The following is a 12,145-nucleotide window of genomic DNA, read 5'->3' on the forward strand; positions in this document are numbered from 1 at the left end:
CCACCCGTTCCAACCTGTCAAACGGCGAGGCGCCCCATGGATGAACATATGGACGGTGCCTCATCCGCCGAGGCCTCGGTACTCGACCACGTGCCGATGCGCAATGAAGACGGCGAAATTCGTCACGAATTCGTTGCGGAAATTGCCCGTGCGATCGAGGCTGGTGACAGCGCCTCGCTGCGCGCCTGTGTCGCCGAGCTGCACGAGGCCGATCTCGGCGATCTGATCGGCGCTCTTGCGCCTGACGACCGCGTCCGCCTGGTCGAGCTCACGGGCGCCGACTTCGACTTCTCGGCACTGAACGAGGTCGACGAGGCCGTCCGCGAGGAGATCCTCGACGAGCTGCCGCCGGAGACGGTGGCCGAGGGCGTCCGCGAGCTCGAATCCGACGACGCCGTCGAACTGCTGGAAACCCTCGACGAGGACGAGCAGGAGGAGATCCTCGAAAAGCTGCCCCTGCAGGAGCGCGTCGCGCTCGAGCGCAGCCTGCTTTATCCGGAGAATTCGGCCGGCCGCCGGATGCAGACCGAGTTCATCGCGGTGCCCCAGGATTTCACCGTGGGGCAGGCGATCGACTACATGCGCGACACGCCGGATCTGCCCGATCGCTTCTACGAGATCTATGTCGTCGACAAGGATCGGCATTGGCAGGGCGCGGTCTCGCTCGACGTGCTGCTCCGCGCCCGACGTCCGGTGCCGCTCACCGAACTCACCGACGAGGACCGCCGCCGGGTCTCCGTCCTGGAGGACCAGGAGGAGGTGGCGCGCATGTTCGGCAAGTACAATCTCGTCGCAGCCCCGGTGCTCGACACCCAGGATCGCCTCGTCGGCGTCATCACCGTCGACGACGTCGTCGACGTGATCGAGGAAGAGGCGGACGAGGACCTCAAGGCGCTCGGCGGCGTCAACAGCGACGAAGAGCTCTCCGACACCGTGTTCACCATCGCGCGCGCGCGGTTCAACTGGTTGTTGGTCAATCTCGCCACCGCGTTCCTCGCATCCTCCGTGCTCGGCCTGTTCGAGGGCCAGCTCGAGAAGATGGTCGCGCTCGCCGTGCTGGCGCCGATCGTGGCGAGCCAGGGCGGCAATGCCGCGACCCAGACCATGACGGTCGCGGTGCGGGCGCTGGCGACCCGCGAGCTCGGCTCCTCCAACGCCTGGCGCGTGGTGATGCGCGAAGGCATGGTCGGCCTCGTCAACGGACTTGCCTTCGCCGTGATCACCGGCATCGCGGCGGTGGCCTGGTTCAAGATCCCGGGCCTCGGCGTCGTCATCGGGCTTGCGATCATCGTCAACCTCGTCGCCGGCGCGCTCGGTGGCATCTTGATTCCGATGGCGCTCGAACGCGTCAGGGCCGACCCCGCGGTGGCGTCGGGGACGTTCGTCACGACCGTGACCGATGTGGTCGGCTTCTTCTCCTTCCTCGGCATTGCGACGTTGTGGTTCGGGTTGAGGTAGGTCTCGTGTCCCGGGCGCGCTGCGGCGCGTAGCGCTGCTTCGCAGAACCGGGCCCAGAAAGCGGCACGGTGTACTGCGGCGACGTGGGCCCCGGCTCTGCAGCGCACCGCTGAAGAAGCGCTGCGTCGCGTCCGGGGCACCGCCGCCAACATCTTTAATCCGAACTTAAGCGACCTGCCGCATGATTGCGCCCGCTTGGGGGAATGAGCATGCGTGTGCGGCTGAAGGCTGACGGACGGGTTGTCGAGCTGCGGGATGGGCAGGAGTTTCCAATCCAGCCTGCGGCCAATGCAGCGCCGGCCGATGCCAGCCCGCTCGCGGTGCGCGATCTGCGCCGCCGCGCCTGCCTCACCCAGATGGAGTTTGCGGCAAAACTCGGCGTTCCCGTCGAGACCATCCGCAACTGGGAGCAGGGTAAGCGCGCCCCGCGGGGACCCGCCCGCGCGCTGCTCGCCGTGATCGCGCATGCGCCGGAGACCGTGTTCCAGGCGCTCGCCAAAGCCTGACTGTCAAGACTTGACGTCAAGGCCTGACGATACCTCCCGTTAGCATTGCGCTGAATATCCGGGCTGATCGCTGCGGCTTCCGTTGGCAGTGTCACGGACCGGGTCCATAATGACGCCCGGATGATGCTTGGGACGACCACAACAGAGAGGTTTCCTCATGCTGTTCGTCGAGGCCAATGGCGCAAGAATACCGGCGATCGGGCTCGGGACCTGGGAGCTGAGCGGTCGCCCGTGCGGACGCGTGGTCGAGCAGGCGCTGCGGCTCGGCTACCGCCACATCGACACGGCGCAGGTCTACGAGAACGAGCGTGAGGTCGGCGACGGCCTGCGCGCCTCCGGTGTGCGCCGCGACGACATCTTCCTCACGACCAAAGTCTGGACCAGCCATTTCACGCCGCACGATCTCGAGCGCTCGGTCAAGGAGAGCCTCGTCCGGCTGCGGCTTTCCTCGCTCGACCTGTTGCTGCTGCACTGGCCCAATTCGCACGTGCCGCTCGCGGAGACGCTCGGCGCGCTGGCGCATGCCAAGCGCATGGGCCTGACGCACCACATCGGCGTCTCCAACTTCACGGTTGCGCTGATCGAAGAGGCGGTGGCGTTGTGCCCGGAGCCGCTGGTCTGCAACCAGGTCGAATACCATCCCTATCTCGACCAGGCGAAGGTGAAGGCGGCCTGCGACCGGCATGGTCTCGCGCTGGTCGCCTACAGCCCGATTGCCAGGGGCCGCATCAAGTCCGACCAGACGCTTGGCGAGATCGGCCGTGCGTACCACAAGACACCGGCACAGATTTGCTTGCGCTGGCTGGTGCAACAGAATGTCGCCGCGATCCCGCGCACCTCGCGCGTCGAACGCCTCTCGGAAAACATCGAGATCTTCGATTTCGAGCTCTCGGACGACGAGATGACCAGGATCGCCGCGCTGGCCAGTCCGAAGGGCCGTCTCACCGACTATGGTTTCGCGCCAAAATGGGATTGAGGGGCGGCCGGGGTATGGTAGGACCGCGGCGGCAACCCAAGATCGGGCGATGGAACTGCGGAAGATCATACGAACGGACATTGCAGCGTCGGCGATCGCGCATTTGACGCTCGTCGGGCTGATCATCGTGATCAGCGAGGTGCATCCGTTTCACGCCGCGCCGCCCGAAACCGTGTCGGTCGACATCGTCACACCGGAGCAGGTGAAGCAGGAGGAGGCCAAGGCGGAGGAAAAGGCCGAGGCGGAGGTGAAGGAAAAGCCCCCGGAGCCGCCCCTCGACCTGAAGCTGCCGAAGCTGGATGTCACCGACAAGGACAAGGCGGCCACGGCGCCGAAACCTGCGGCCAAGGAGCAGGCCGCGGCGTCGTCTTCGAAGCAGCAGGCATCGCCTGAACCGTCGCAGCAGAAACAGCCGCCGCCACAGCCGTCGCCGCAGCAGCGTGAAGCCGCCGCGCAGCCGCAGCCTCAACAACCCCAGCCTTCGCAGCCACAGCCGCAGCCATCGCAATTGCCGCTGCAACAGCCGATGCCGCAACCGCCGCCCCAGTCGATGCCACCGGCGCAGCCGTCGCCCGCCGCAATGTCGCAGCCGCCGGCCGCGCCGCCGCCGGCCTATCAGGCGCCGGAGCCTGACGTCACCGTCAAGTACGGCGTCATGCTGGGTCTGCCGCCGGAGCAGCCGCTCGAGCCGAAAGACGCCCCCAAGGACGACGGCGGCGACGCCAAGGATTCGATCGCCGCCAAGCTTCCGCCCGAAATCATCGCTGAGCTTCGTCGCCGCCTGAGAAGCTGTGCAAAGCTTCCGGCGGGGGTTTCACCGACCGACAACGTCAACATCAAGCTGCGTGCGGTGTTCGCCACCGACGGCACGCTGGCGCGCCCGCCGATCCTGATCCAGGCCCCGCCGTCCGCGAAGGGCGTCGCCATTGTGAAGTCCGCGATCAGCGCGCTCGAATCCTGCCAGCCCTACAAGATGCTGCCGGCTGGCTTGTACGGGGAGTGGAAGGTGATGGACCTGCCATTCAGCCCCAGGGATTTCGGCGGGTAGTTGTCCCGTAGCCCGGATGGAGCGCAGCGCAATCCAGGGCAGAAGCGTGTCCGAGATTCAAAGTGCGAACCGAGACTGCGAGCGCAGTGAAGCAATCCAGAGTCTTTCCGCGGGAGATTCTGGATTGCTTCGCTGCGCTCGCACTAACGAGGAGGAGAGTGTGCGGGCTCGCTCCGCTCTCGTGCCCCGGACGCAGCGCAGCGTCCCTTCGACGGTGCGCTGCAGAGCCGGGGCCCATGTCGCCGATTGTGTCGTGTTGCTTTCTGGGTCCCTGTTCTGCGCAGCAGCGCGCTCGGGACACGAGAGCTGGCGTCATTGAGCAGCACCGCGCGTCCGCATACCCTCGCCATCCGCTGTCGTCGCCGGAGCCATCGCCTGCCAGGCGCTGGACGCGAACTGCCGTCGCCAGGTTACGATCACCACCGCGGCCGTGGTCACGAACAGCACCCAGGGGCTGACGAACCAGCCGAGATAGCCGAGTGCGAAAAAGAAGGCGCGCTGGCCGCGGTTGAAGTGCCGGCCGGCGGATTCGAACAGGCGCGTCGTGCGGATGACGTGGGCTTCGGCTTCCGGCGTGTCGCGCTGGGCGGCCGGCGGCATGCCGCCGAACAGGATCGCAACATAGTTGAACAGGCGATAGGACCAGGCGAATTTGAAGAACGCGTAGACGCAGATCAGCACGAGGCCGACGCATTTCAGCTCCCACATCGCCGGCGAGGTGCTGAGGTCGATCGGCAGCTTGCTCAGGATGGTGATGGCGTCGTTGGTGGCGTGCAGCAGCGCCAGCGCGCCGCCGAGCGCGAACAGGCTGGTGGAGGCGAAGAAGGCGGTGCCGTTCTGGAGCGAGGCCATGATCTGCATGTCGACCATGCGGGTGTCGCGGTCGAGCAGACGGCGGACCCAGACCTCGCGATAGCGATTCATCCGCGCCGACAGGCTGTCGCGGCCATAGGCAGAATGCTCCAGCGTCAGGGCATAGACCAGCCATTCGACGACGAAGAAGCCGACGGCGGTGATGTCGACCCAATGCCTGCTCATGTCGTTCTCCTCGCCAGCAATCGCAAACGATTGCCACGCATGGCTGGTCGCGGCAACGATTGATTGGCGGCAGGCGTTGGCGCTAAAAGCAGCCGCACAAACGGACTCGGGAAGGACCGGTGACATGGCAACGCTCAAGCTTGCGATCGGCAACAAGAACTACTCGTCGTGGTCGTTGCGGCCCTGGCTCGCGCTGCGCGCGAACGACATTCCGTTCGAGGAGACCGTCATCCCTCTCTACACCGACAACCCCGCGGACAAGCAGCGGATCCTCTCCTTCAGCCGCGCAGGCAAGGTGCCGGTGCTGGTCGATGGCGACATCACGGTGTGGGATTCGCTGAGCATCATCGAATACGTCGCCGAGCGCTATCCGGACAAGAAGCTGTGGCCCGACGATGTCGCGGCGCGCGCCCACGCCCGTTCGGTGTGCGCCGAAATGCATTCCGGCTTCATGGCCCTGCGCAACGAATGCGGCATGAACCTGCATCGGCCGGTGCGCCCCGTGACGCTGTCGGTGGATGCGCTCGCTAACGTCGCGCGCGTGCAGGAGATCTGGCGCGAGTGCCGGGCGCGCTATGGCGCCAGGGGACCGTTCCTGTTCGGCGGCTTCGGCGCGGCGGATGCGATGTATGCGCCGGTCGTGCACCGCTTCCGTACTTACGCAATCGATGTTGGGCCGGAGGCAAAGTCCTACATGGAGACGATGATGGCGGTGCCGGCGTTCCAGGAATGGACGCGTGACGGGCTGGCCGAGACGCTTCTCATCGACAGGTTCGAGACCGTCTAGGCCGGCATCCCGGTCGGCCGGAAGGTGGCTGGCACCGGGGAGCATGCGGGTCCCGGCGACCGGTGCCTCCGTACCGTCCGAGGCGTCCGGGTCCCAGCGGTATCATTGGCTGCCGGTTCCACGACTATCGTCCTGAAATCACTGCGGGATCGGGACGTTTGCCATGCCTGTATACTGCTGGCCAAATCGGCCGGCCGCATGCTATAGGACAGGCCGGGTTTTCAGCCGGTCCGTCGCAGTGGGACCCTGGGCACGGCCGGCGCTGTTTGAGTGATGGAGATGGGCGTTGAAGCATAAATTTCCCGTGGGAACACGCGTACTGTTCACGGCTAGCAACGTCGCGCGCCCGGCTGCGAGTGGTTCGTACGAGATCATTCGCCTGCTGCCGACGGACGGCGACGACTGCCAGTACCGCATCAAGAGCACGACCGAAGCCTTCGAGCGCGTCGCCAAGGAAAGCCAGCTCGCACAGTCCTGACGGGCCACGGTGCCTTGCATTGACATTGCGGACGATTCTTTCGCTCGCCGTCAAAAGGCCGCTTGGCCTCGACAGAGTGAACCGGGGGCAGTTGCCGGTTCGCGGTGCTCGCTTTGACCATTCGCTCTTTGCTCGCGTGAGGGGATATCGCGCATGAACTGGGCATGGGCCACGTCGCTCGACCAAACCTGGCGCTCGCCGGCCTTTCCGATGTGGATGACGCTGGCGGCTGCCGGCTTCTTCGGATTGATCCTGCTGATCACGCTGCTGCGCGCCGACAAGTCGGTCGCCAACGGCGCGCTGACCGTCATCACGCTGCTCGCCATTGCCGTCGCGGTGGCCGCCACCGTCCACCTCTACGGACCGGCCGGGCAGGCAGCCCCGACCGAGGCACGCGCACAAGCGACGGTGACGGCGAGCCTGCCGGCGCTGTCCTGCCTTGACGATCTCGCGGGCGATGCCGTGGCCGTCGGCTGCGAGAAGGCGCTGTTCGGCGCGCCCGACACTGCGGCTGCGGCCGTTGCCTACACCGCGTCCCGTATCGACCGGCTTACCGCGCTCGGCGATGCCGCCACCGCCGAGAAGAGCCTGACGCTGGAGATGAAGGTGCTGCGCAAGTCGCTGGAGCACGATCGCTATGGCCTCGTTGCGCAGGTGCTGGTCGCGCGCGATGGCTGCACCCAGTTCGATTGCCCGGCCTTCCGCTCGCTGACCGATCAGCAGCAGGTCGCCGCCAACATGGATTCCCATCTCTACGACGCGCTGGTCGCGCGCTATGCGCCGGTTTGGAACGCGCCCGCAACGGCGCCGGCGATGGCGGCCGCAGGTGCGCTCGGCGGGCTGCCTCCGACGATGCCGACGGGCAAGCCGACCAATGCGGATTTCCCGAGCGCGTCGTCGACGCCGCCGGTCAGTATCATGACTCCGGAGCCGCCCACGGCGACGACGCGCCAGGCGGCGCCCGCCGCAAACGCTGCGCCGGCCCCGCGCACACCCGCTGCGGCCTCGGCCCAGGCGGCTGCACCTGCGGCCGCGCCCGCGGCTGCGAAGAAGCAGCCGGCTGCCAAGCGAGCGCCTGCGGCCGCACCGGTTCCGCTCGCGCCGCCGCCGGCCTCGGCTCCCGCGGCTGCGGATAACGAGTAGATCGGCTTTGAAAACAAGCGGCCGGCCCGCTAATGCTGGGGCATGCCGCTACATCTGATCAAGCTTGCCGTCGGCTGCGACTCCGTCAAGGAATTGAAGGGGTGGATCGCCGAACGGATGCAGACCGCCAAAAAGAAAGGTCTGCCGCAACATCACATCCACATCACCCGCATGGTGCCCAAGCGCGACGCCGAGATCCTCGCGGGCGGGTCGCTCTACTGGGTCATCAAGGGCGAGGTCGCCGCGCGCGAAAAGATCATCGGCATCGAACCGTTCCGCGACAAGGACGGCATCGGCCGCTGCCGGATCGTGATGCAGCCGAAGGTGATCGCGGTATCGCCCCGGCCGATGCGGCCGTTCCAGGGCTGGCGCTATCTCGCCGACGATTCCGTGCCGCCCGATCTCGGCAAGTCCGCCGCAGGCTCGATCGCGGCGATGCCGGAGCCGATGCGGCGCGAACTGCGCGATCTCGGGTTGCTCTGAGCACGATCCGGAAAAGTGTGAAGCTGTTTTCCGAAAAGGTCATGCGCAAGACACAACTCACACAGCGATATTGTCGATCAGCCGGGTGCTGCCGAGCTTGGCCGCGACCAGGATGCGCAGCGGTCCGTCCTTGCGTGTGGTGACCGGGGCCAGCGTCTCGGCGTGGCGGGCCTCGAAATAGTCGAGCGCAAAGCCGGCCGCCTCGATCGTCCTGGCGCCCCGCGCCATCGCCGGCGCGATCGCTTCGCCGGTCCGGATGCGGCCTGCGCTGTCCTTCATGGCGCGGTAGAGCACAGTCGCGGTCTGCCGCTCCTGTGGCGAGAGGTAGACGTTGCGCGAGGACATCGCCAGCCCGTCGCGCTCGCGCACCGTGCGGGAGCCGATCACCTTGACGCCGAGGTCGAGATCGCGCGCCATTTGCGTCACCACCCGCAGTTGCTGAAAATCCTTCTCGCCGAAGATCGCGAAGTCCGGCCGGCACTGCGTGAACAGCTTACCGACGACGGTGGCGACGCCGCCGAAGAAGTGCGGACGGAAGCGGTCCTCGAGGCCGGCCAGCGCCGGCCCCTCCGGCACGATTCGGGTCGCAAAGCCCTCCGGATACATCGCTTCGACGCCGGGGTGCCAGACGATGTCGACATCCTCGGCCGCGAGCTTGGCGATATCGGATTTCCAGGTGCGCGGATAGGCGCCGAAATCCTCGGTCGGCGCGAACTGGGTCGGGTTGACGAAGATCGACACCACGACGCGGCTGGCGCGCCGCCTGGCGAGGCGAACCAGCGACACATGCCCGTCATGGAGCGCCCCCATGGTCGGGACCAGCGCGATCGTGGCCTTTCGCTTGCGAAGATTGTCGACGGCGCGTCGCAGGGTGGGGACCGTGCGGGCGATCAAGGGGCTCGGTGACATCAGGACTCGACTTGGTTGGGAATCGGAGCGGGCGCATCCGGCCCCGGCGGCTAACCTTAACAAGCGGCGGTCGTGGACGCCATGCATCCGGATGCGGCACAGCTTTCCCTGCGAAACCGCGCGGGATGTCGCGACATTGTGGGTTGGATCACAGACGAAAGACCGCGGCGCGATTCATGATGGGGCACGGCGCACTGCGAATTGCTTGTCCTGTCACGCATTTCACTTGACCGCCGACGCGGTCGTCTCGAAGATATTCCATAGGGGTGTTGAGGATCGCCATGCTTGTGCAGGCTAGCCAAGGCCAATCCGGCACGGCGCATGTGGTCGTGCTCGGCAACGAGAAAGGCGGCTCCGGCAAGTCGACGACCGCCCTGCACATCGCGGTCGCGCTTCTGAAAGCCGGCCAGCGCGTCGCCACCATCGATCTCGACTGCCGTCAACAGAGTTTCACCCACTACATCAACAATCGGGCTGCATGGGCGCGCCGCACGGGCCTCGGCCTCGAGCTGCCCGCGCATCGCTGCATCAAGCTCGGCGAGACCATGCAGGTCGCCGAGAACGAGAATTCCGAGTTCCTCCAGTTCATGGACGCGGTCTCGGCGGTCGAGGCCAGTTTCGATTTCATCGTCATCGATACACCTGGTACCGACAGCTATCTGATGCGCCTGGCGCATTCGATGGCGGACACGCTGGTCACGCCGATCAATGACAGCTTCCTCGATTTCGACGTGCTCGGCACCGTCGATCCCGCCAACTACGCGGTGACGGGGGAGAGCCACTATGCCGAGATGGTGCGGGACGTCAGACGCAAGCGCCGCCAGCTCGACGGCTCCTCGACCGACTGGATCGTGGTGCGCAACCGCCTGTCGATGCTGGGCTCGCGCAACAAGCAGCTGGTCGCCGACGGCCTGAAGGATCTGTCGCTGCGGCTCGGCTTCCGCTACGTCGACGGCTTCGCCGAGCGCGTCGTCTATCGCGAGTTCTTCCCGCGTGGGCTCACCGCGCTCGACGGGATCGACGAGGCCACGCTGGGCATGCGGCCCAATCTCGGCCATCTCACCGCGCGGGAGGAAGTGACGAGCCTGCTCCGCCAGCTCAAGCTGCCGCTCGACGAGCGTGGCCGCCGCCGTGCGGCAAATCGCGCCGAATGGTTCAGCCAGGTCGACAAGCCGCTCGAGGTCCACGACATCCTCGGCGCCTGAGTGGCGGTATGCCGGTACTTCAGGTCGATCGACCCAGCCGGTCCCCCGGGAACTGCGGCTGCGCTCGGCCGTTTTCATCCCACGTTTACCGCGAAATTGAACCCGATCGAGATTGGTTGCGTCCGATGGTGACCTGCACCCTGACGTAGCCGTATGAGAACGGGGTGCCCAAGAAACGTGTGCGACGCACAATGAAAGGGCTGCCAGTTCACAATATTTGGCCTTCCTGTCACGCGGCTGTGACATATATTAGCGAAAGGCGACCAGGGGCCGAAGAGCCCTAGAGAACACGATTTTCAACAGGGATTCAGGCCGAAGCGCCTGAGGCTGAGGACGAAAATGAAGCGTGGAATTGCCGTTCTGGTTTCGGTCAGTGCCCTCTGCGGCATCGCCTATTTCACGGCGAGCAAGTGGGCGATCAGGCACGAGACGATCACCTTCTACGACGCCTCGCGCGACAACCGTCCCGTGCCTGTCGATATCGCGATCCGTCGCGACAAGGAAATGCAGGCCAATGCCGGCATGATCACGATGCCGGTCGCCGTGATCAATCACGGCAACACGGTCAAGAACACCGAATACGGTTTCCTCGCCAACGTCTTCGCCGCGCGCGGCTATCTCGTCGTCAGCCCGCAGCATGATCTGCCCACCGATCCTCCGATGGTGACCAAGCCCGGCGAGCTCTATGTCGGCCGTTTGCCGCAGATCCTGCGCGGCGTCGCCAACATCCATCTCGCCATGCAGGAGATGAAGAAGGTCCAGCCCAACGCCGACTACGAGAAGGTGACGATGGTCGGCCATTCCATGGGCGGCGACATCACAATGTATTTTGCCAAGCAGTATCCGGATGAGGTCAAGAAAGTCGTTACGCTCGACAATCTGCGCGTGCCTTTCGTCACCGCTGGCAAGTTCAAGATCCTCTCGTTCCGTTCGTCGGATCCGCAGTTCAAGGTCGATGCGGGCGTGATCCCGACCGACGAGGAATGCGAAAAGGCCGGAATCCAGGTCGTGAAGACTGAATTCCAGCACAACGACATGCGTGACACCGGTCCGGATGCCGCCAAGAACTCGATCCAGGGCATGCTCGATAAATTCCTGAGCGACACCGACAGCGAGGTGGCACCGGTCGATACGCGCTCGTCGCCTCCCAAGATTCTCGAGCCCGGTCCGGTCGCCTTGATGGCGCCAGCCAAGAGCTAGCGACAGCTCGCAGCGATCTCCGATCCTTAAAGCCTCCGCCGGCTGCCGCCTGCGGAGGCTTTGCACATTGACCGGGCCGGGCGCGCTGACCACATTAGTCGCTCACGGAAGGTCAAAGCAGGAATGTCGGGCGACTCCATCAAACCGCGCGGCCGCGGTGCCGTCCCGGCGCAGCAAGAGGGCGCGCTGCCGCAGGGCAGGACCTCGACCGCGGAAGATATAGCCGCCTTCGTCGCCAAGGCGCAGGCGCTGTCGCCGCATGCACCCGGCGCCAGGGGGCGGCTGATCTTCGCGCTCGATGCGACGATGAGCCGGCAGCCGACCTGGGACATGGCCTGCGCACTCCAGGCCGACATGTTCCGCGAGACGGCCGCGCTCGGCAGTCTCGACATCCGCCTGGTCTATTATCGCGGTCTCAACGAGTGCCGCACCTCGGGCTGGATCTCCGACAGCGCCAGGCTTGCGACGCTGATGAGGAAGATCGATTGCCGCGGCGGTGACACCCAGATCGGCAAGGTGCTGAGCGAGGCGCGGCGCGAGGCGGTCGCCTCCGGCGTGCGTGCCGTGGTGTTCGTCGGCGACGCCATGGAGGAGAAGGTCGACGAGCTCTGCGCCAAGGCGGGCGAGCTCGGCATGCTCAAGGTTCCCGTATTCCTGTTTCAGGAGGGCCATGACGCGGTGGCCGAGCAGGCGTTTCGCGAGATCGCGCGGCTGACCGGCGGGGCCTGGTGCCGGTTCGATCCCGGTGCCGCGGCGCAGTTGCGCGAGCTGCTCCGCGCCGCTGCAGCCTATGCTGCCGGCGGCCGCGAGGCGCTGCTGAAATTGGCGAAGAGCGCGAGCGGCGCGGCGAAGCTGATCGGCCAGATGAGGTAGCGGATCGCGTCGGAGGCGGATGCCATGCATTTTGCCGTGAG

At 65.9% G+C, this 12,145-nt stretch carries 13 protein-coding genes; 11 read left to right on the forward strand and 2 right to left on the reverse strand.

What is annotated here, in order from left to right:
* The first annotated feature begins 36 nt into the window (after positions 1-36).
* From mgtE to FNV92_RS15260, 4 genes are all read left to right on the forward strand, one after another.
* A complete protein-coding gene (gene mgtE, locus FNV92_RS15245) occupies positions 37-1,458 on the forward strand; it encodes a magnesium transporter (RefSeq protein WP_143845824.1) in 1,422 nt (473 codons plus the stop codon).
* Positions 1,459-1,661: 203 nt separating this feature from the next.
* A complete protein-coding gene (locus FNV92_RS15250; RefSeq protein ID WP_143845823.1) occupies positions 1,662-1,964 on the forward strand; it encodes a helix-turn-helix domain-containing protein in 303 nt (100 codons plus the stop codon).
* Between the two features lie 157 nt (positions 1,965-2,121).
* Complete coding sequence (locus tag FNV92_RS15255; RefSeq protein ID WP_143845822.1) at positions 2,122-2,940, forward strand: aldo/keto reductase; 819 nt, start codon at positions 2,122-2,124, stop codon at positions 2,938-2,940.
* 49 nt (positions 2,941-2,989) lie between these two features.
* On the forward strand, positions 2,990-3,988 hold the full coding sequence (locus FNV92_RS15260; protein ID WP_143845821.1) for a hypothetical protein: 999 nt from the start codon (positions 2,990-2,992) through the stop codon (positions 3,986-3,988).
* A 312-nt stretch (positions 3,989-4,300) separates the two neighbouring features.
* Here FNV92_RS15260 and FNV92_RS15265 read toward each other — a convergent pair whose 3' ends face one another.
* Complete coding sequence (locus FNV92_RS15265; RefSeq protein WP_143845820.1) at positions 4,301-5,026, reverse strand: DUF599 domain-containing protein; 726 nt, start codon at positions 5,024-5,026, stop codon at positions 4,301-4,303.
* 124 nt (positions 5,027-5,150) lie between these two features.
* Between FNV92_RS15265 and FNV92_RS15270 the strand changes: the two genes are divergently transcribed.
* From FNV92_RS15270 to FNV92_RS15285, 4 genes are all read left to right on the forward strand, one after another.
* Positions 5,151-5,813 carry a glutathione S-transferase family protein gene (locus FNV92_RS15270; RefSeq protein WP_143845819.1) on the forward strand — a complete coding sequence of 221 codons (663 nt, stop codon included), beginning with the start codon at positions 5,151-5,153 and terminating at the stop codon, positions 5,811-5,813.
* Between the two features lie 286 nt (positions 5,814-6,099).
* Positions 6,100-6,291, forward strand: coding sequence for a hypothetical protein (locus tag FNV92_RS15275; protein WP_015685553.1), 192 nt, complete (start codon positions 6,100-6,102; stop codon positions 6,289-6,291).
* Positions 6,292-6,444: 153 nt separating this feature from the next.
* Complete coding sequence (locus FNV92_RS15280) at positions 6,445-7,434, forward strand: hypothetical protein (RefSeq protein WP_143845818.1); 990 nt, start codon at positions 6,445-6,447, stop codon at positions 7,432-7,434.
* 42 nt (positions 7,435-7,476) lie between these two features.
* On the forward strand, positions 7,477-7,917 hold the full coding sequence (locus tag FNV92_RS15285; RefSeq protein WP_143845817.1) for a DUF1489 family protein: 441 nt from the start codon (positions 7,477-7,479) through the stop codon (positions 7,915-7,917).
* Positions 7,918-7,974: 57 nt separating this feature from the next.
* Here the strand turns inward: FNV92_RS15285 and panC are convergent, their stop codons facing one another.
* The gene (gene panC / locus FNV92_RS15290) at positions 7,975-8,826 is read right to left on the reverse strand and encodes a pantoate--beta-alanine ligase (RefSeq protein WP_143845816.1); all 852 of its coding nucleotides are present in this window, start codon (positions 8,824-8,826) and stop codon (positions 7,975-7,977) included.
* A gap of 281 nt (positions 8,827-9,107) precedes the next feature.
* Here panC and FNV92_RS15295 point away from each other — a divergent pair, with 281 nt between their 5' ends.
* From FNV92_RS15295 to FNV92_RS15305, 3 genes are all read left to right on the forward strand, one after another.
* A complete protein-coding gene (locus FNV92_RS15295) occupies positions 9,108-10,031 on the forward strand; it encodes a division plane positioning ATPase MipZ (RefSeq protein WP_143845815.1) in 924 nt (307 codons plus the stop codon).
* Between the two features lie 339 nt (positions 10,032-10,370).
* Complete coding sequence (locus FNV92_RS15300; protein ID WP_015685558.1) at positions 10,371-11,231, forward strand: alpha/beta fold hydrolase; 861 nt, start codon at positions 10,371-10,373, stop codon at positions 11,229-11,231.
* 123 nt (positions 11,232-11,354) lie between these two features.
* The gene (locus FNV92_RS15305; RefSeq protein WP_143845814.1) at positions 11,355-12,104 is read left to right on the forward strand and encodes a vWA domain-containing protein; all 750 of its coding nucleotides are present in this window, start codon (positions 11,355-11,357) and stop codon (positions 12,102-12,104) included.
* Positions 12,105-12,145 lie beyond the last annotated feature (41 nt).

Origin of the sequence: Bradyrhizobium cosmicum (genome assembly GCF_007290395.2) — a bacterium.
GTDB classification, from domain to species: Bacteria; Pseudomonadota; Alphaproteobacteria; order Rhizobiales; family Xanthobacteraceae; genus Bradyrhizobium; species Bradyrhizobium cosmicum.

Coding starts and splice junctions, on each gene's coding strand:
- mgtE (WP_143845824.1), top strand. CDS start 37: ATGGATGAACATATGGACGGTGCCTCATCCGCCGAGGCCTCGGTACTC.
- FNV92_RS15250 (WP_143845823.1), top strand. CDS start 1,662: ATGAGCATGCGTGTGCGGCTGAAGGCTGACGGACGGGTTGTCGAGCTG.
- FNV92_RS15255 (WP_143845822.1), top strand. CDS start 2,122: ATGCTGTTCGTCGAGGCCAATGGCGCAAGAATACCGGCGATCGGGCTC.
- FNV92_RS15260 (WP_143845821.1), top strand. CDS start 2,990: ATGGAACTGCGGAAGATCATACGAACGGACATTGCAGCGTCGGCGATC.
- FNV92_RS15265 (WP_143845820.1), bottom strand. CDS start 5,026: ATGAGCAGGCATTGGGTCGACATCACCGCCGTCGGCTTCTTCGTCGTC.
- FNV92_RS15270 (WP_143845819.1), top strand. CDS start 5,151: ATGGCAACGCTCAAGCTTGCGATCGGCAACAAGAACTACTCGTCGTGG.
- FNV92_RS15280 (WP_143845818.1), top strand. CDS start 6,445: ATGAACTGGGCATGGGCCACGTCGCTCGACCAAACCTGGCGCTCGCCG.
- FNV92_RS15285 (WP_143845817.1), top strand. CDS start 7,477: ATGCCGCTACATCTGATCAAGCTTGCCGTCGGCTGCGACTCCGTCAAG.
- panC (WP_143845816.1), bottom strand. CDS start 8,826: ATGTCACCGAGCCCCTTGATCGCCCGCACGGTCCCCACCCTGCGACGC.
- FNV92_RS15295 (WP_143845815.1), top strand. CDS start 9,108: ATGCTTGTGCAGGCTAGCCAAGGCCAATCCGGCACGGCGCATGTGGTC.
- FNV92_RS15300 (WP_015685558.1), top strand. CDS start 10,371: ATGAAGCGTGGAATTGCCGTTCTGGTTTCGGTCAGTGCCCTCTGCGGC.
- FNV92_RS15305 (WP_143845814.1), top strand. CDS start 11,355: ATGTCGGGCGACTCCATCAAACCGCGCGGCCGCGGTGCCGTCCCGGCG.